Raw genomic sequence first — 18,424 nt, 5'->3', positions numbered from 1 at the left:
CTACTCCCCTCCCCTGAAAACCTCTGCAAAGTCCCTCGCCTGAATACACAGTGCGAGGGATTGCCGATGTTTCTTTGCGTTAGAACCCTGTCTTTCGGGGTTGCCTCTTGATCGCCGTGACCAGCCAGACCATCGGTCTGCTGGTATTGGCCGCCATGGATTCAAAGACCCGCGACGTCGAGTCGGTCATCAGCGACTTCAAGCGCTGCCTCAACCATTACGACGATTGGGCTGAGAGCTTTTTCAGCTTTTCGGCGCTCGATATCGAGCAGGTCTTCAAGGTCGGCAATGAAGTGGCGCTCGTGGCGCCGATCAACCGCTCGATCCTGCCCAGCAGCACCGTCGCCACCTGCCAAGCCAACGGTACCCTGACCCTGGTGCATATGTTCCAGAGTTCGCGTTTCGTGCCGATTGGCAATACCCCGGTGATCGTACAGCGCGTCGATCCTGACGGCGGGCCATTGGGCGAGCCGATTCATCACACCATCGGGCCCAGTGGCATTCTGGAAATCACCGAGTGTGATCGCAACCAGCAATACCGGGTCAACTTCTACCCCGATGTCTCCAAGGCGCACTTCAAGGCGTTGTACGCCTCGTATCAGTCGCTCATCGCACCGTTGGAAGACTGGCTGCGCGCAGAGTGGCACACCACTTTCAAGCCACTGTGGAAGGGTTACTCCGAAGCAAACTTTCTCAAGCGCTACCTGACATTGCACCACGCCTATGCCCGAGGCTTTGGTAACGCGCTCTACTCGCTCTGGGACGACCTCAAGCAGCTGTTTCAATGGTTGAGCGACCCCTTGGCCCATGCGGAAAAACTGCTGCACTACCTGTCCCAGTCTGAGTTCGAACAGCTGCTGAAAGTCAGCACCGAAGCCCTCGCCAAAGGCCTGCTGGTGCTCAGCGATGAGCCACTGTTGTTTATCTACCTGGCGGCCATGGTCAGTTGGATACGCATGCTGCCAGCGCCGTACATGAACGAATTGCTGGGGCAAATCAGCGCCGAGGTCCTGATCAATTTGTTGCTGTGCCGCGCCATAGGCGGGATGGGCCTGGCGATAGGCATGAGCACGAAGGTGCTGGGCGCGATCAAGACCCGTCGTGCGCGGCGCTGGCTGGAACACATGGCTGGGCAATTCGGCAAATCTGGTGTGGATGATCACGTCGAGATGGCTAAGCCGGTTTTGCTCGGTAGCGCGCCGACGCCGATCAAGACGGTGCCGCCTGGGCCTTTGAAAGCTGGCGATCAGTTGGTTTCCAACCCCGTGACGGCAGTGCGGGACAAGGCGACGCAGCGCACCGTACTGGTCAGGCAGGAGCCTGTCGACGATGTGCCGTCCTCTGGGAAAAACCTCAATGGGGAGGCTTCGGCATCGGCGGACAAGACCGCCTCCCATGGCTGCCCGGTGTCGATGGTCACCGGCGAGGAGTTGCTGACGCTGACCGATGGCACGCTGGATGGCGTGTTGCCGTTTGAGTGGACGCGGCTGTATCGCACCAGTGCCGTGGAAGTGGATTGTGGGTTGGGGTTTGGCTGGAGCCATGCGCTGGCGCATCGGCTTTCGGTGTCAGGTGATTCGGTGGTGTGGACCGATCATGAAAACCGCTCTACTGAATTTCCACTGCCCACTGCGTCGCGACCGGCGATCACCAACAGCCTGGCCGAAGCGGCGATCTACCCGGGCGCTCTGCCCGATGAATTAGTGCTGGCCCAGGCGTCGCGGCTCTACCACTTTTGCAACGGTGTGCTCACCGCCATCAGCGATGCGTACGACAACCGGCTGCGTATTCTGCGGGATCGCTCGGGGCGTATTGAACGGCTGGATAACGGCGTCGGCCGCTCGCTGTTTTTGCGCTATGAGCTTGAGCGCATTGTGGCAGTGGACTATCAGGTTCAGCGCGCCAAAGGCCATGAAGCCTTCACCTGGGTGACCGAACACAACGTTGTGTCCTACGCCTATGACGACGATGGCCGACTGGTGTGTGCGACCAATGCCGTGGGTGAACGTGAGGTTTATCGCTACGACGCTCAGCACGTCATCCTTGAGCGGCAGTTGGCCGGTGGCGCGAGTTTCTACTGGGAATGGGAACGTTCCGGCAAGGCGGCGCGCTGCGTCCGGCATTGGGCGAGCTTCTCGCAGATGGACGCGCGTTATGCCTGGGGTGACGACGGCCAGGTCACGGTGTTTAACGCCGACGGCAGCCAGGAAATCTATGTACATGACCAGCGCGCACGGCTGGTACAGCGTATCGATCCGGACGGCGCCAAGCATTTCAAATCCTACGACGACAAGGGCCGGCTGACGGTCGAGCAAGACCCACTGGGCGCGGTGACGGCCTATCAGTACGACGATGCCGGACGCTTGGTGGCGGTGTTTCCGGGGGATGACGAACCGACGTCCTACGAGCATGACAACGGCTTCGTACGCGTGGTGCGGCGTGGCCAGGCGGTCTGGAAATATGAGCGCAATGACCAGGGCGATGTGACGCGTCGGACGGATCCCGCCGGGCACATCACCGACTACAGCTACAACCCATCCGGGCAACTGACGGGCGTGTGGTATCCCGATCACAGCTGTCATCGGCTGGTCTGGAATGAACGCGGGCAGTTGCTGGAGGAACAACTGCCCAATGGCGCCATCAAGCGTTATCGCTATGACGACGTTGGGCGGCAAGTGGCGCGTGAGGATGAGCACGGTGCGCTGACCCAATACCAGTGGGACAGCGTGGGCCGGCTGGTTCGCGTGGCACTGCCGGGCGGTGCGTGTCGGGAATACAGCTACAACCCCTACGGAAAAATCACCGCCGAACGCGACGAACTCGGCCACGTCACCCGTTACGAATATGCCGACGGCCTGCACCTGATCAGCCGCCGCCTCAATGCCGACGGCACCCAGGTCAAGTACCGCTACGACAACGTGCGTTTATTGCTCACCGCGATTGAAAACGAAGCCGGCGAAACCTACCAGCTTGATTACCACCCCAACGGCCTGATCCAGCAAGAAATCGGCTTTGATGGCCAGCGCACGGCGTATGCCTACGACCTCAACGGCAACCTGCTGGAAAAGACCGAACACGGCGACGATGGCAGTCAGCTGGTTACGCGTTATGAGCGCGACCACGCCGGGCGCCTCGTACGAAAAACCCTTGCCGATGGCGAAGTGGTTGAATACGCCTACGACCGCCAGGGCAACCTGCTCAGTGTCGACGACGGCCACTGGGCGCTGGCCTACGAATACGACGTCCAGAATCACCTGACCGCCGAGCACCAAGGCTGGGGCACCCTGCGCTACGGCTATGACGCCTGTGGTCAGTTAAAGCACCTGCGCCTGCCAGACAACAACCGTCTGGTGTTCAACCATGACAAAGGCGGTCACCTTTCCACGGTTGAACTCAACGGTGCGCTGCTCACCTCACACCTGTTTAAAAACGGTCGCGAACACCAACGCCAACAAGGCCAGTTGCTCAGCCACTACCACTACGACGACCAGCACCGCCTGCACGCCCACGCCATCACCCAGCAGGAACACATTCTCTACCAGCGCCAATACGACTACGACAAAACCGGCAACCTCACCCGCCTGCTCGACACCCGCAAGGGCCAGCACGACTACCACTACGATCCCCTCGCCCGCCTGACCCGCGCCAACCACTCGCAAGACGTACAGGAACGCTTCGGCCACGACCCGGCGGGCAACCTGCTGATGCAGAACCGCCCTGGGCCGGACATCGTCGCGGGCAATCGCCTGATGATCCAGGGCGATCATCACTATGACTACGACGCCTTCGGCAACCTCATCCGCGAACGACGCGGCAAAGGCCAGCAACTCGTCACCGAATACCGCTACGACTGCCAACACCGTTTGATTGGCCTCACCACACCCAACGGGCAAACCGCCCACTATCGCTACGACCCGTTTGGGCGGCGCATCAACAAAACCGTGGATGACACAACCACAGAGTTCTTCTGGCAAGGCGACAAGCTGATTGCCGAGCATCATGCGGAGCTCCATCGCAGCTACCTATACGAACCCGACAGCTTCCGCCCATTGGTTTTACTGGAAGGTTTTGGGCCGAAAGAAACAAAGCCCTACCACTACCAACTCGACCACCTCGGCACGCCGCAGGAACTGACCGATAACGAAGGCGAAATCGTCTGGTCCGCGCACTACCGTGCCTATGGCGAAATAGCCCGCCTTGATGTCGGCAAAATCGACAACCCATTGCGTTTTCAAGGCCAGTACTGCGACGCGGAAAGCGGGCTGCACTACAACCGCCATCGCTACTACAATCCGGATATTGGTCGCTACCTGACGCCGGATCCGGTGAAGCTGGCGGGTGGGATCAATGCGTACCAGTACGTGCCGAATCCTACGGGGTGGGTGGATCCGCTGGGGTTGAGCACGTGTCCTGGTGGGGATGGGTGCAAGCCTGACGCTCCCCCTATCCTTCCGATACCCAACGTTAATGAAGGCGCACCCGCTCTACCTCAACTGACGCGATCTGAGCGGCAGGCGAGAATAGATAAAATGGCCGAGGCAAATGCAAAACGACAAGTGCAAGCCTGGGAGCAGGAATACGATATGCATACGGTTGAAAAGCATGGCCCAGAGATATCAGACAACGCGTTAAAACAACGATCAATTGATGGAACAAATCCAACCACAGGGGAGAGAGGAACTATCAGCTCTAGCTCCCAATTTAAGTCTTGGAAAATGCAGCTCCACGCTATAAATAAGGCCATGGGTAGGATGCAGGGCGCTTCGCCATCTCCCACGGGATTTGACAGGAGAGGCAACCCGGTGGTCATAGTCGAGCTATCTGGAGCCGGACGAGGCTACAAACCTAATGGTGGGGACATAAACAACCCTAGGTACATTGAAAACTTGGAGCGCGCGGAAATTAGATTTGATAGAAACAACCCAACTCGACCTTTCACCGCATTCCCCAAGTGAGCAGACAATGCTGAAATGTCCATTCATGAATACCCCTTACATCCCTAACATCTCTCATATATTAGGGGCATTGTCGATATATGACATCGAGGAAACGGTTGGAAGAGAATTACGAAAATACAATCCTAACAATGAGAAGGATAGGAAAAAAATTATAATTTCTTATATCTTGAAAGACCTCATGTACCTGTCATACAGACATCGTTTCTTATTGATGTCTGCTCTCAGGGATGCACTAGACAACACCGAATTCGACTTTTCGAAAGAGTTCGAAAATGACTACGACGAATACATAACGATGGCCTGGGACGAAACAGAAATAGCTGACCCTCGAGGCTTCTTCGCAGACATATATCGACTAGCCAACGAAGTCTGGAAAGACGACCTCCAAAAAGCCAGCCTCGAAGACCCATCAACTTGGTAACACCGCACCGCTCTGCAACGCGACACCGCCTTCTGTGGCGAGCGAGCTTGCTCGCGCTGGGCCGCGAAGCGGCCCCCAGGTCCGGCGACGGGTGTTTTCAGTTAGATGGGTAGTGTCTATTTTGGGGCTGCTGTGCAGCCCAGCGCGAGCAAGCTCGCTCGCCACAAAAAAGGGGGGCGATCATCATCTCGATAATGCCCCACCCCAATCAGCGCTTCGACAGCTCCATAATCATCCGGCTCAACAAATAAACCCGAGGCACTACGCTCTCCACCTCCGCGTACTCTTCCGGCGTGTGAATATTGCCGCCCACTATCCCGAACCCATCCAGCGTCGGCGTGCCCACACCCGCTGACAAGCTCGCATCCGCCGCGCCGCCGCTGCCTTCAATGGTCAAGGTCTTGCCTAACTCGCCGTAGATGCCTTGGGCAATCGCCACCAGTTTGTCCGACTCCGGCGTTTGCGGCATGGGTGGCAAACCCCGGTGCAGGCTGGTGGTCACTTCGGTGTCGGGGATCAGTTTGTTGGCCGACACTCGCGCCAGGTCTTTCTCGATGCGATCAAACTCTTCCGGTAACGCCGCGCGGACGTCGGCCTTGGCGGTGGCTTGGTCGGGGATCACGTTGACGCGGTCACCGGCCTTGAGCACGGTGAAGTTGATGGTGGTTTTCTTCTCTTCATCGCCCAGCTTGCCCAGTTGCAGGATCTGGTGCGCGGCTTCCATGGCCGCATTGCGGCCCAGTTCCGGGGCGACGCCGGCGTGGGCGGCTTTGCCTTTGACTTCGACGACGGCGGTGGCGCTGCCTTTGCGCCACACCACCAGGCCGTCCGCAGGGCGGCCGGGTTCGAGGTTCAAGGTCACGTCGTGCGCCTTGGCGGTTTTGCGGATCAGCTCGGAGGCCGCTTCTGAACCGGTTTCTTCGCTGGCGTCGAGCAGGAAGGTGATTTGCGCGTAGTCCTTGAAGCCCTGATTTTTCAGGACCTTGAGCGCATAGATACCGGCGACGATGCCGCCCTTGTCATCCATCACGCCGGGGCCATAGGCGCGGCCGTCCTTGATGTGAAACGGGCGCTCGGCGGCCGAGCCTTCCTTGAAGACGGTATCCATATGGGCCATCAGCAAAATCCTGGCCTTGCCGGTGCCCTTGAGGATGGCGACCACATGGCTGTTGTTGGCGGCTTTGTCCGGTACCAACTCAATGCTGAAACCGAGCTGTTTCAGTTCATCCACCGCAATGTCGCGCACTTGGGTCAGGCCCGGCTCGTAGCCTGAGCCCGAGTCGATATTCACCAGGCGCTCCAGCAATTTCAAGGCTGGGGCCTTGGACTGTTCGGCATCCGCCTGGATCTGTTTATGGGGGTCGGCACTGTAGGCCGGCACGACGACGGACAAGGCCAGGGTCGCGGCCAAAAGGGTACGGGGGAAAGTAAAAAGCATGAACCGATCCTTGTTTTTGTTGAGAGGGGCCGCGTTACCCTACCCCACTAAACTGACCGCAACAAACTCCCCTGGGCCGAACTGACGCGGTTACGCCCACTGCTTTTGGCCTCGTATAACGCAAGGTCAGCGTCGTTGAGCCAACTCAGCGAATCGGCGTGGCTCGGTTGATACGGCGCCAGGCCGATGCTCAAACTGGCGCGCAAGGTCGGGTCCTGGGCGTACACCAAGGCGTTGAAGCGATCGCGCAGGGCCTCCATCATTTCGGTGGCATGGTCGAGCGGCATGCCCGGCAGGATCACGCAGAACTCATCGCCGCCATAACGCCCGGCCAGGTCGGTGATGCGCAAGCTTTGGCGCAACACTTTGCTCAGTTGGCGCAGCACGATGTCACCGGTCACATGGCCGTAGGTGTCGTTGATGGTCTTGAAGTGATCGATATCGATCAGGGCGATCGCCGCGCCGGCCGGACCACGACGGCACCGTTGAAATTCGATTTCGAGGTGGTCTTTCCAGGCGCCGTGGTTGAGCAGGCCGGACAGGCTGTCGGTGCGGCTCAGGGCGAGCAGTTCACGCTTGTGCCGCGCCAGGGTCACGGCCTGGCGATAGCAGATCCAGCCCAGGACCAGGGGATACACCGTCAGGATCGGCAGGCAGGCGTAGAGTTGCGCCTGGCTGGTCACGGCAATGAACGCCGGCGTGAACAACAGCAGGGACACGCCAATGCCGAGCGCTTGCGCCACCCAGCCCATGAACATGAAACGCGATCCGCCGATGGCGACGTTGTTCATGGTCATCATCGACAGCGTGGTGACGCTGGGCAACGGGTTGAAGTGCATCGCACCGACCCAGAAGCCCCCGCAAAAGGAATCGAACAGCAGATTGCGTCGTTCACTGCGCAATGAGTTGCTCGCACGTCGCGAGCACTGATAGGCCAGGTGCGGCCACACAAAGGCATTGATCACCATCCAGGCCCAGACCCAGGCGGACGGGTGCAGCGGGTACATGGCAAACACCACGCACACAAAGCCGAGCGTCAGCCCCAATGCGCGGGATTTGTATAGGCGCGAAGCGAGCGGAAGTCCCTTTCCTCCGGCGGCTGGCATGGTGTGGGTGTAATCCAGGCTAAGTGCCTGGAGTCTATCAGGGCAGAGTCAAATCGCCACTACCGCTTATGGGCTAATACTTCAGTGCGAAAACCCGCGTGCCAACATCCCCGCAACCCCCACCAGCATCAGCGCCGTGCAACGCTGTAGCAGCACTCGATGCCTGGGGTTTTCCAGCACGCCCTTGATGCGTTGGCCGAAGTAGCCATACAGGCAGCCACTGGCAAATTGCAGCAGCAGAAAGGTCAGGCCCAGGATCGCGATATCCGCCATAGAGCTGTGTTCCCCTGCCCCGGCAAACTGCGGGAACACCGCGCTGAACAGAATGAGCGTCTTGGGGTTGGAAAACCCGGTCAACAACCCCTTGCCGAACAGGCTGCGCGAACTTTCCGGGGCGCCGCCCTGAGCGATGATTCCGCCGGTGCTGGTCCATTGTTTATAGGCCAGGTAAAGCAGGTAGGCCACGCCGACCACCTGGAGGGTCTGCGTAATGACAACGTTGCCCTTGATCAACTGTGAAAAGCCCACGGCAAAGATCAGGATCGAAATCAGGTACGCCACACTGGCACCGACCTGCGCCGGGATCGAACGACGCAGGCCGTCCCTCAGGCCCAGGCTCAACAGCAGCAAGGTCATGGGGCCGGGGCTGAAGGTCATGGTAGCGCAAAACACCAGGAAATAGAGAAACGAAGACAGGGTTAACGCACTGGTCATGGTCAGGGGGCCTTGGAGGGGGTAGCAAAGAGATTTGGGCGTCGTCGCCAGCCGGGCCGGCGTTACACCCACGACCAACAGCGGCGCCTGGCGCGCAGTCTAGGCCAGCGTCATTGCACAAGGCAGGTAAAGTGGTGCCTAATCCGGCCTGACTTCACCGGTAAAATCACCGGTAAACACCAGGAAGGTTTATGTTCATATCCGCCATCGCCTTTGTGGAAGGCACGCCGAAGGTTCAGCAGATCGTCGAGGCGTTCAGCCAGGCCATCGAAGGTGGCGAATGGGCGCCCGGCAGCAAGTTGCCGTCGGTACGCGAATTGACCCAGGTGCTGGGCGTCAGCAAGTTCACCCTGAATGAGGCGTTGGACCGCCTGCGCGGGCGCAACCTGCTGACGTCCAGCCAGGGCCGTGGCTACTTCGTCGCGATGGAAACCGCCCGGCCGGCGTCGGTGGCCTGGGTTGATCTGTTGCCCCAGGACTTGCTCAGTGTATTGCGACGCCCCTTGGCCAACGCCGACAGCGAACTGCGCCCGGGCAGTGGGCATTTGCCGGAAGACTGGTTGAACACCGAAGCCATCCGCCAGGCCCTGCGCAGCGTGGTGCGCGCGCCCTCACTGCGGATCGCCGGGCTGGGGACGCCGGCGGGCTTGTTGCCGTTGCGCCAGGCCCTGCAACAAAAGCTGCACAGCGACGGCCTGTCGGTGCCGGTGGAGCAGATCATCACCACCCCCAACACCGTGCAGGGCCTGGACATGCTCATGCGCCTGCTGGCCCGCCCCGGCGACACCGTGCTACTGGACGCGCCGTGCTACTTCAACTTCCACGCCAACCTGGCTCTGCATGGGGTCAAGGTGGTGACGATCGAGCGTCGCCCCGACGGTCTGGACTTCACCGCACTCGAGCAATTGCTCGCCGAACACCGGCCCAGCCTGTACCTCACCACCAGCGTGCTGCAAAACCCCACCGGTCACTCCTTCAGCCCCAGCCAGGCGTTTCGCCTGCTGCAACTGACCCGGCAGTACCACTGCCACATCATCGAGGATGACCTCTACGGCGACCTGCATCCCAACCCTCCCCCGCGCCTGGCGGCCCTGGCCGGGTTGGACCAGGTCACTTACCTGTCAGGCTTCTCGAAGATCCTCAGCGCCAACACCCGCGTCAGCTACGTGGTGGCCGCCCCGCAACTGGCGGCCAACCTGACGCATATGAAATTGATGAGCGGCGGCGTCACCTCCGAACTGTTCGAGCACGTGGTGTACCGCATGCTCAGCGAAGGCAGCTATGCCCGGCACCGCAAACGCACGGTGCAGCGCCTGCAGGAAGCCGGCGGACGAGTCGAGCAATGGCTCAAGCGCTGTGGCTGCGAACCGGCGATGGCTTATGAGGGTGGGATGTTCATCTGGGCGCGCCTGCCTGCGGGAGTGAATGCCGAGCAACTGGCCCAGGCGGCGTTGAAACACAGCATGGCGTTAGCACCGGGCGCACTGTTCGGCTATGACCCGGCCAACGGCGATTCGATGCGTTTCAATGTGGCCCATACCGATGAGCCACGGGTTCAGCGGTTATTCGAGACCTTGCTGCTCAAGGCCGTGCGCGCATGAACAGGCGGTAGAAGCTCAACGAGGTGCCCTTGACGTCAAACATCATCCGGCTGTTTTTTGCCTCGTCGTGTATCTACTTATCGCCAGATACAGTGCAATACAAAGGGCACAAGGCAACGGCGCCCATAATGGCTAGACTGCGCGGCAATCACACTTTTTGAGGAACGCAGCATGGAGCATGTCGATCACATCCTGATCGTCGATGACGACCGCGAGATCCGCGAGCTGGTGGGCAATTACCTGAAGAAAAACGGCATGCGCACCACCGTGGTCGCCGATGGCCGCCAGATGCGCAGCTTCCTCGACACCACCCCCGTGGACCTGATCGTGCTGGATATCATGATGCCCGGCGACGACGGGCTGCTGCTGTGCCGCGAGCTGCGGGTGGGCAAGCACAAGGCGACGCCGGTGCTGATGCTCACGGCGCGCAACGACGAAACCGACCGCATCATCGGCCTGGAAATGGGCGCCGATGATTACCTGGTCAAACCCTTTGCCGCCCGTGAGTTGCTGGCGCGGATCAACGCCGTGTTGCGCCGTACGCGGATGTTGCCGCCCAACCTGGTGGTCAGCGAAACCGGACGCTTGATTCGTTTTGGCCGCTGGCGCCTGGACACCACCGCCCGCCACCTGCTGGATGAAGACGACACGTTGGTAGCCCTGAGCGGCGCGGAATACCGGTTGCTGCGGGTGTTCCTCGACCACCCTCAGCGCGTGCTCAACCGCGACCAGTTGCTGAACCTGACCCAGGGCCGTGACGCGGACCTGTTCGACCGCTCCATCGACCTGCTGGTCAGCCGCCTGCGCCAACGCCTGCTGGATGATGCCCGTGAACCGGCCTACATCAAGACCGTGCGCAGCGAGGGCTATGTGTTTTCCCTGCCGGTGGAAATCCTCGGGGCCGCGCCATGAAGTGGCGGTTGGGTTGGCCACGCACGCTGGCGTCGCAGTTGTCCCTGATCTTCTTGATCAGCCTGCTGTGTGCCCATGGCTTGTCGTTCAGTGCGCAGTTCTACGAGCGCTACATCAGCGCCCGCACCGTCATGCTCGGCAACCTGGAAAACGATGTGTCGACCTCGGTGGCGATCCTCGACCGCCTGCCCGCCAATGAACGCGCAAGCTGGCTGCCACGCCTCGACCGGCAGAACTACCGCTACCTGCTCGATGCCGGCGAAACCGGCGAACCGCTGAGCAACGATGACGTGCCCATGGCGGCAACCTCGATCGCCAGCGCCCTGGGTGAGCACTATGCCCTGACCTTTCGTGACCTGCCCGGCCTGCGCAAGCATTTCCAGGCGCACCTGACCTTGGCCGACGGCAGCCCGATCACCATTGACGTGCGCCCCGCCGCCCAGCCGGTCGCTTATTGGTTGCCGGTGGTGCTGGTGCTGCAACTGGCGCTGCTGCTCGGCTGCACCTGGATCGCCGTGCGCCTGGCCATCCGCCCGCTGACGCGCCTGGCCCGCGCCGTGGAAACCCTCGACCCGAACGCCCATCCCACGCCCCTGGACGAAAAAGGCCCCACCGAAGTGGCCCACGCGGCGGTGGCGTTCAATCAAATGCAACAGCGCATTGCCGAATACCTCAAGGAACGCATGCAGATCCTCGCGGCGATTTCCCATGACCTGCAAACGCCAATTACCCGCATGAAGCTGCGCGCCGAGTTCATGGAGGACTCAGTCGACCGCGACAAACTGTGGAACGACCTGGGGGAAATGGAGCATCTGGTGCGTGAAGGCGTGGCCTACGCCCGCAGCGTCCACGGCGCCACCGAAGCCAGCCACCGCATCGACCTGGATGCGTTCCTGGACAGCCTGGTGTTTGATTACCAGGACATGCATAAAAACGTCAGCCTCAGCGGTAAAAGCGCGGTGCTGCTGGACACTCGCCCCCACGCCCTGCGCCGGGTGCTGGTGAACCTGGTGGACAATGCGCTGAAATTCGCCGGCAGCGCCGAACTGCAGGTGAGTTCGACGGCCAACGGCGAATGCTCGCTCAAGGTGCTGGACCGCGGCCCCGGTATCGCCGAGGAAGAACTGATGCAAGTGATGCAGCCGTTTTATCGGGTGGAAAGCTCACGTAACCGTGGCACCGGTGGCACCGGGTTGGGGCTGGCGATTGCGCAGCAACTGGCCGTGGCGATTGGCGGGTCACTGACCCTGAGCAATCGCGAGGGCGGCGGTTTGTGTGCCGAGGTGCGCATAACGCTCTGATCAACCCGGCAACGGAATCACCCGCAACGGCCTGACCGACTTGTAGGAAAAACTCGAATAGATCTCTTTGACACAGGGCAGCGTCTGCAAGACCTCCCTGGCAAACTCGCCAAACGACTCCAGGTCCTTGGCCACCACTTCCAGCAGAAAGTCATAGCGCCCGGACACGTTATGGCACGCCACGATTTCCGGAATTTCCAACAGCCGTTTCTCGAACGCCCGGGCAATGTCCTGGGTGTGGCTCTCCATCATGATGCTGACAAACGCCGTCACCCCATACCCCAGCGCCTTGGGCGACAAAATCGCCTGGTAGCCGCTGATCACACCGCTGTCTTCCAGGTTTCTGACCCGCCGCCAACAGGGCGAGGTGGTCAGGGCCACCCGGTCGGCCAGTTCGGCGACGGTCAGGCGGGCATTGCCTTGCAACGCGTTTAAAAGGGCTTTGTCGGTACGGTCCAGACGGATGGGCATAACGTGCCTCTGATCATTATTTTTATAGGTTTTTCATCCCTTGACGCGGGATTTGTCGGCAAATTTGGCAACGTTCATCTGCGGTTATGAGCATAGCATTGTAGGAAATAAGGAGCGCTTGAGATGAACAATAAACACCCTGCCTTCGGATTTTCCACCCGCGCCATCCACCACGGCTATGACCCCAAGGACCACCACGGGGCTTTGGTGCCGCCGATCTACCTGTCTGCCACGTTCGCCTTCCCCACGGCCGAATATGGCGCCGCCTGCTTCGCCGGTGAAGCGAACGGCCATTTCTATACACGTATTTCCAACCCTACCCTGGCTCTGCTCGAGTCGCGCATGGCCACCCTGGAGAACGGCGAGGCCGCCGTTGCGTTCAGCTCAGGCATGGGTGCCATTGCGGCGACGTTCTGGACCCTGCTGCGTCCAGGCGACGAAGTCATCGTCAGCCGGACGCTCTACGGCTGCACCTTCGCCCTGCTGCACCACGGCATCGGCGAGTTCGGCATCAAGGTGCGCCATGTCGACCTCACCGACCTGGCCGCCCTTCGCGCGGCACTGTCCCCTGCCACCCGCATGATCTATTGCGAGACCCCGGCCAACCCGACCCTGCAATTGGTCGACATCGCCGCCGTGGCGCAACTCGCCCATGAGCAGCCGAATGTCACGCTGGTGGTCGACAACACCTACTGCACGCCCTACCTGCAACGGCCCCTGGAATTGGGCGCCGACGTGGTCGTGCATTCGGCCACCAAATACCTCAGTGGGCACGGCGACATTACCGCCGGCGTGGCGGTGAGCAGCCACGCCTTGGCGCAACGCATTCGCCTGCAAGGGCTCAAGGACCTGACCGGCGCAGTGATGTCTCCACAGGATGCCTCGCTGTTGATGCGCGGTCTCAAGACCCTGGCCCTGCGCATGGAACGCCATTGCAGCAGCGCCCAGACGGTGGCCGAAGCCTTGCAGGCGCACCCTGCCGTGCAGTGGGTGACTTACCCTGGGCTACGCTCTTTCCCACAGTACGAATTGGCGACGCGCCAGATGAAAATGGCCGGCGGCATGATCGCGTTTGAACTCAAGGGCGGGATTGAGACCGGTCGGCGCTTCATGAACGCGCTCAAGCTGTTTACCCGCGCGGTCAGCCTGGGCGATGCGGAATCACTGGCCCAGCATCCCGCGAGCATGACCCATTCCACCTATACCCCGGAAGAACGTGCACACCACGGTATCAGTGAAGGTCTGGTGCGTTTGTCGGTGGGGCTCGAGGACGTCGCCGACCTGTTGGCCGATGTGCAACAAGCCTTGGCCAAATGCATGCGCGAGACGACCCGCCGGCCCTCGACCGTCGAACATGCCCTGAAATAAGTCCCAAGCTCGGCGTTATCCTTTCCCACAAACGGTGGTCGGACTGGTCCGACCGCCGTTATGCGTTTTAATCTGATTTTTTACCGATTGGATCCCCATCCCTGCGTCAGGCTGTACTAGCATAAGGCCAAATATCTGCACCTGAAATTCATGGATGAATGGATGAACTCACACCTGTTCCCACAGATAGGCAAGGTCATCGCCAGCACTGGCAGTCGCCATTTCCCACGCTTGCTGCATGACCTTATCCGTACCCAACTGGCAGTGGACGCCAGCCATATCAAGCAGTTGCAGGTCAGTTGCACCGGGCACGCCCACCGTGAGATCAACCCGGTCTACACCGATTCGGTGGTGACCCTGGACCCCGAGCAACCTGCCGCCCAGTTGCACCTGACGCATTGCAAGGACAATGTGCGTTACGTGCTGTCGGTGTATCGCGGCCAGCAATCCGAAAACTTTTCGCCGCAAGAACGCAGCCTGCTGCGGGATTTTTCCACCCTGCTGCTGCCGATGGTGGAAAAACACATCACGGCGATACATCCCTGCCGCCAGGACGGCGAGCCGCCGCTAACGGATAACCAGGGCCTCGAAGCCTTGCGTCAACGCATCCAGGAGCGCCTGGTGCAAGCGGGGCTGAAGCTGTCCAAGCGTGAGCTGGAAGTCTGTGTCGGCCTGCTGGCCGGGCGCACCGCGCGCGAACTGGCGGAACAATTGGCGCTGAAGGTCAACACCATCGAGAGCTACCTGAAGCGGGCGGCGATCAAGCTGGGGATCAGTGGACGGCACTCATTGTTGCGATGGATGTACGCCACCGACGATGGACCGCTCCCAGAATAAACAGGGCGGGCAAACCCTGATGCCTGTCGGTTAATCGATAGAACGGACGACGACTAACTTGTGGCGAGGGAGCTTGCTCCCGCTGGACTGCGTAGCAGGCCCAGTCTTTTCAAACCAAAAGCCGGGGCCGCTTCGCGGCCCAGCGGGAGCAAGCTCCCTCGCCACATGAGTGAGAGGCACAATCAGTCGCGGGCCAGTGCTTCGATCGGGTCCAGTCGCGCGGCATTTCGCGCCGGTACGAAGCCGAACACAATGCCGATCAGCGTCGAACAGGCAAACGCGGTGATGATCGAGCCCAGGGAGAACACCATCTCCCACTCCTTCACGAACAGCGAAAACAGATAGCCGATCGCGTAGGACAGCGAAATCCCGATCACCCCACCGATCAGGCACACCATCACCGCCTCCACCAGAAACTGCTGGCGGATATCCGACTGCCGTGCGCCCACGGCCATGCGGATACCGATCTCGCGGGTACGCTCGGTGACGGACACCAGCATGATGTTCATCACGCCGATCCCCCCCACCAATAACGAAATGACGGCGATCAGCGACAACAGCAACGCCAGGGAACGGCTGGTTTTTTGCACCGTCTGCATGATGCTGTCGAGGTTGTTGGTGAAGAAGTCCTTGGTGCCGTGACGTTGCAGCATGAGTTTATTGACGTTGTCTTCCACCACCTTGCTCGGCTGGCCATCCTTGATGCGCACAGTGATGCTGTCCAGGTGGCGCTGGCCCAACACGCGGCCCGCCGCCGTTTCATAAGGCACCCACACATTCAGCGCTTTGCTGGCGGCGAACATATTTTTATTGTCGGCGGTGACCCCGATCACCGTACACGGCAGCTTGCCCACCAGGATCACCTGGCCCAGCGGGTCAATATTCGGCCCGAACAAACGCTGACGCGTGTTGTGGTCGATGACCACCACTTGCGCCTGGCGTCGCGCATCATTTTCGCTGAAGGCAATCCCGGCTTCGAGCTTCAAGCCCTTGACCTTGAAATAGCGCTCACTCACGCCATTGACCTGCGCATCCACGTCGATGTTGCCAAAGCGCAGCAACAGGTTGCGGCCCACCACCGGCGTGGCACTGTCGACGTAATACAGCTGGTTCAACGCCTCCACATCCGACAGCATCAAGGTCTCGATGGCCGACGCGCGGCTGTCACCAAAACTGGTACCGGAGAAGATATCGATGGTGTTGCTGCCGATCGCCTGGATGTCCTTGAGGACATAGCGTTTGGCACCCTCGCCGATCGCCGAGATCGACACCACCGACGTAATGCCGATGACGATCCCGAGCATGGTCAACAAAGTCCGCATGCGATGGGAAATCAGCGCAACCCAGGCCATGTTGAACGCTTCCTTGAACAGCCCCAGGCTTGCCACCAAGCGGCGTGCGCCGCTGCGTCTGGGTTCGATGGGCGCTTCGCTGGGCAAGTCCAGGCCGACACGTTCGTTGGCCTGGTCGCTGACGATTTCGCCGTCGCACACCTCGACGATACGCTGGGCATTCGCCGCCACCTTGGGGTCATGGGTGACGATGATCACCGTATGCCCGGCGGCGTGCAGCTCAGTGAGGATACGCATCACCTCTTTACCGCTATGGGAATCGAGTGCCCCGGTGGGCTCGTCGGCGAGAATCACTTCGCCGCCATTCATCAAGGCCCGCGCAATACTCACCCGCTGCTGTTGCCCGCCGGACAACTGGCTCGGCCGGTGACTGATGTGCCCCGACAGCCCCAGGCGCGCCAGCAACTCCCGAGCCCGGCTGTGCCTTGCGGTTTGCGGCGTACCGGCGTAGATCGCCGGCATTTCCACGTTGTGCAAGGCACTCAAATGCGCCAGCAAGTGGTAGCGCTGGAAGATGAAACCAAAGTAATCCCGACGCAGCTCCGCCAGTTGCTCATCCCCCAGGGAGCGGGTTTCGATGCCGTTGATCTTGTAGCTGCCGGCCGTGGCGTAATCCAGCCCGCCGAGGATATTCATCAGCGTGGATTTGCCCGACCCCGAGGCGCCGATGATCGCGACCATTTCCCCGGCCTGGATCGTCAGATCGATGCCCTTGAGCGCAACGAACTCACGCTCGCCGGCCATGAAACTGCGAGTGATGCCCTTGAGCTCCAACAGCGGGTGAGCCATGCGTCAGCTCCCTGCCACGGCAGGGGTTGCATCGCCGATCACGACTTTATCGCCCTCAGCCAGGCCCTCGAGGATCTGCACCTTGACGTTGTTGTTGATACCGGTCTTCACCTCACGGGGCACCGCCTGGCCCTTGGCATCCAGAACCCGCAGCGTGTAGCGACCATCGGGGCTGCGCACACCGAGTGCCGCCACCGGCACCAGCAACGCAGCCTGGGCGGTGTCGAGCACGATGCGCACCTGGGCGGTCATGGAGATGCGCAGGCGATGGTCGGGGTTGGGCACCTCGAACAACGCGTTGTAGAACACCGCGGTGTTCTGCTTCGACGTGCCCGCGGCCTGGGTTTCCAGGAAGTTCTGCGGCGCCGGCTCCGTGCCGCGCAGCTTCGCGTAGTAGCGTTTTTCAGGCTCACCGAGGATGGTGAAATACACCGGCTGGCCGCTGCCGATATGAATCACATCGGCTTCCGACACCTGAGCCTTGACGGTCATGGTGTCCAGGTCCGCCAGCTTGAGCAGCACCGGCGCCAGTTGGTTGGCGATCACCGTCTGGCCTTCCTGGGTGACGATCCCCACCACGTCGCCATCGATGGGCGCGACAATGCGCGTATAGGCCAGGTTGACCTTGGCGGTGTCGATCTGGATCTGCGCGCTGTTGATCTGCGCATCCAGGGACACCAGGTTGGCCTGCTGCACCTGGAAGTTCGACTCGGCGTTCTCGAAATCCTGGCGCGACACCGACGCGTCGCTCTGCAAGTCCTTGTAGCGTTCATACACCGACTTGGCTTGCTTGAGCTGGGCCGCCGTGGCCCGGCGTTGGGCCTGCAGGTTTTCTTCATCCACCTGGGCTTTGCGCAGGGTGTTTTGCAGGATCAACGGGTCGATTTCGGCAAGCCACTGGCCCTTCTTGACCTTGTCGCCGACCTTGACCTTGAGCGACTTCAACTGCCCGGAAACCTGGGCGCCGACATCGACCTGCTTGACCCCTTCCAACAGGCCGGTGGCCAACACGGCATTTTCAATATCACCTCGTTCGGCGGGCGCGGTGAGGTATTGCGGGGCGTCGGCGGGCGCTTGCACCGTGTAGATGACCAATGCCGCCGCGACAACCAGCGCCAGGCCGAAGCCGACTTTGCGAAACTTTGACTTTTGCATA

At 60.6% G+C, this 18,424-nt stretch carries 13 protein-coding genes; 7 read left to right on the top strand and 6 right to left on the bottom strand.

Features of this window, described 5'->3' with window-relative positions:
- The first annotated feature begins 155 nt into the window (after nt 1-155).
- Together ACQRBV_RS19290 and ACQRBV_RS19285 are read left to right on the top strand one after the other, a co-directional pair.
- Nucleotides 156-4,955, top strand: a complete 4,800-nt coding sequence (locus ACQRBV_RS19290) for an RHS repeat-associated core domain-containing protein (RefSeq protein WP_411984417.1) — start codon at nt 156-158, stop codon at nt 4,953-4,955.
- 25 nt (nt 4,956-4,980) lie between these two features.
- On the top strand, nt 4,981-5,379 hold the full coding sequence (locus tag ACQRBV_RS19285) for a hypothetical protein (RefSeq protein WP_305987652.1): 399 nt from the start codon (nt 4,981-4,983) through the stop codon (nt 5,377-5,379).
- 208 nt (nt 5,380-5,587) lie between these two features.
- Here ACQRBV_RS19285 and ACQRBV_RS19280 read toward each other — a convergent pair whose 3' ends face one another.
- The 3 genes from ACQRBV_RS19280 to ACQRBV_RS19270 form a co-directional block, all read right to left on the bottom strand.
- Nucleotides 5,588-6,817 (bottom strand): M20/M25/M40 family metallo-hydrolase, encoded by a 1,230-nt coding sequence (locus ACQRBV_RS19280; RefSeq protein ID WP_411984353.1) that lies wholly within the window; start codon nt 6,815-6,817, stop codon nt 5,588-5,590.
- Between the two features lie 47 nt (nt 6,818-6,864).
- Nucleotides 6,865-7,923, bottom strand: coding sequence for a diguanylate cyclase (locus ACQRBV_RS19275; RefSeq protein ID WP_411984354.1), 1,059 nt, complete (start codon nt 7,921-7,923; stop codon nt 6,865-6,867).
- Nucleotides 7,924-8,004: 81 nt separating this feature from the next.
- A complete protein-coding gene (locus ACQRBV_RS19270) occupies nt 8,005-8,637 on the bottom strand; it encodes a LysE family translocator (RefSeq protein WP_090370374.1) in 633 nt (210 codons plus the stop codon).
- A 191-nt stretch (nt 8,638-8,828) separates the two neighbouring features.
- Between ACQRBV_RS19270 and ACQRBV_RS19265 the strand changes: the two genes are divergently transcribed.
- The 3 genes from ACQRBV_RS19265 to ACQRBV_RS19255 all read left to right on the top strand — a co-directional run bounded on the left by ACQRBV_RS19265 (nt 8,829) and on the right by ACQRBV_RS19255 (nt 12,451).
- Nucleotides 8,829-10,238 (top strand): PLP-dependent aminotransferase family protein, encoded by a 1,410-nt coding sequence (locus ACQRBV_RS19265; RefSeq protein ID WP_411984355.1) that lies wholly within the window; start codon nt 8,829-8,831, stop codon nt 10,236-10,238.
- A gap of 171 nt (nt 10,239-10,409) precedes the next feature.
- The gene (locus ACQRBV_RS19260; protein ID WP_060755575.1) at nt 10,410-11,150 is read left to right on the top strand and encodes a response regulator; all 741 of its coding nucleotides are present in this window, start codon (nt 10,410-10,412) and stop codon (nt 11,148-11,150) included.
- Nucleotides 11,147-12,451, top strand: a complete 1,305-nt coding sequence (locus tag ACQRBV_RS19255; RefSeq protein ID WP_104994091.1) for an ATP-binding protein — start codon at nt 11,147-11,149, stop codon at nt 12,449-12,451. The genes ACQRBV_RS19260 and ACQRBV_RS19255 overlap by 4 nt, the downstream gene beginning before the upstream one ends.
- Here ACQRBV_RS19255 and ACQRBV_RS19250 read toward each other — a convergent pair whose 3' ends face one another.
- Nucleotides 12,452-12,922 (bottom strand): Lrp/AsnC family transcriptional regulator, encoded by a 471-nt coding sequence (locus ACQRBV_RS19250; RefSeq protein WP_060755577.1) that lies wholly within the window; start codon nt 12,920-12,922, stop codon nt 12,452-12,454.
- 123 nt (nt 12,923-13,045) lie between these two features.
- Between ACQRBV_RS19250 and ACQRBV_RS19245 the strand changes: the two genes are divergently transcribed.
- Nucleotides 13,046-14,290, top strand: coding sequence for a methionine gamma-lyase (locus tag ACQRBV_RS19245; protein WP_090370368.1), 1,245 nt, complete (start codon nt 13,046-13,048; stop codon nt 14,288-14,290).
- Nucleotides 14,291-14,452: 162 nt separating this feature from the next.
- Nucleotides 14,453-15,127 carry a helix-turn-helix transcriptional regulator gene (locus tag ACQRBV_RS19240; protein WP_174554038.1) on the top strand — a complete coding sequence of 225 codons (675 nt, stop codon included), beginning with the start codon at nt 14,453-14,455 and terminating at the stop codon, nt 15,125-15,127.
- 182 nt (nt 15,128-15,309) lie between these two features.
- Here the strand turns inward: ACQRBV_RS19240 and ACQRBV_RS19235 are convergent, their stop codons facing one another.
- Both ACQRBV_RS19235 and macA read right to left on the bottom strand, forming a co-directional pair.
- Nucleotides 15,310-17,268 carry a MacB family efflux pump subunit gene (locus tag ACQRBV_RS19235; RefSeq protein ID WP_411984356.1) on the bottom strand — a complete coding sequence of 653 codons (1,959 nt, stop codon included), beginning with the start codon at nt 17,266-17,268 and terminating at the stop codon, nt 15,310-15,312.
- Between the two features lie 3 nt (nt 17,269-17,271).
- On the bottom strand, nt 17,272-18,423 hold the full coding sequence (gene macA / locus ACQRBV_RS19230) for a macrolide transporter subunit MacA (RefSeq protein WP_090370362.1): 1,152 nt from the start codon (nt 18,421-18,423) through the stop codon (nt 17,272-17,274).
- Between the last annotated feature and the right edge of the window lies 1 nt (nt 18,424).

Source organism: Pseudomonas sp. R11F (genome assembly GCF_050312575.1).
GTDB lineage: Bacteria > Pseudomonadota > Gammaproteobacteria > Pseudomonadales > Pseudomonadaceae > Aquipseudomonas > Aquipseudomonas palleroniana.
Note: the sequence above shows the minus strand (reverse complement) of the source record. Positions and strands in the feature narration are given on the sequence as shown.

Coding starts and splice junctions, on each gene's coding strand:
- ACQRBV_RS19290 (WP_411984417.1), top strand. CDS start 156: ATGGATTCAAAGACCCGCGACGTCGAGTCGGTCATCAGCGACTTCAAG.
- ACQRBV_RS19285 (WP_305987652.1), top strand. CDS start 4,981: ATGAATACCCCTTACATCCCTAACATCTCTCATATATTAGGGGCATTG.
- ACQRBV_RS19280 (WP_411984353.1), bottom strand. CDS start 6,817: ATGCTTTTTACTTTCCCCCGTACCCTTTTGGCCGCGACCCTGGCCTTG.
- ACQRBV_RS19275 (WP_411984354.1), bottom strand. CDS start 7,923: ATGCCAGCCGCCGGAGGAAAGGGACTTCCGCTCGCTTCGCGCCTATAC.
- ACQRBV_RS19270 (WP_090370374.1), bottom strand. CDS start 8,637: ATGACCAGTGCGTTAACCCTGTCTTCGTTTCTCTATTTCCTGGTGTTT.
- ACQRBV_RS19265 (WP_411984355.1), top strand. CDS start 8,829: ATGTTCATATCCGCCATCGCCTTTGTGGAAGGCACGCCGAAGGTTCAG.
- ACQRBV_RS19260 (WP_060755575.1), top strand. CDS start 10,410: ATGGAGCATGTCGATCACATCCTGATCGTCGATGACGACCGCGAGATC.
- ACQRBV_RS19255 (WP_104994091.1), top strand. CDS start 11,147: ATGAAGTGGCGGTTGGGTTGGCCACGCACGCTGGCGTCGCAGTTGTCC.
- ACQRBV_RS19250 (WP_060755577.1), bottom strand. CDS start 12,922: ATGCCCATCCGTCTGGACCGTACCGACAAAGCCCTTTTAAACGCGTTG.
- ACQRBV_RS19245 (WP_090370368.1), top strand. CDS start 13,046: ATGAACAATAAACACCCTGCCTTCGGATTTTCCACCCGCGCCATCCAC.
- ACQRBV_RS19240 (WP_174554038.1), top strand. CDS start 14,453: ATGAACTCACACCTGTTCCCACAGATAGGCAAGGTCATCGCCAGCACT.
- ACQRBV_RS19235 (WP_411984356.1), bottom strand. CDS start 17,268: ATGGCTCACCCGCTGTTGGAGCTCAAGGGCATCACTCGCAGTTTCATG.
- macA (WP_090370362.1), bottom strand. CDS start 18,423: ATGCAAAAGTCAAAGTTTCGCAAAGTCGGCTTCGGCCTGGCGCTGGTT.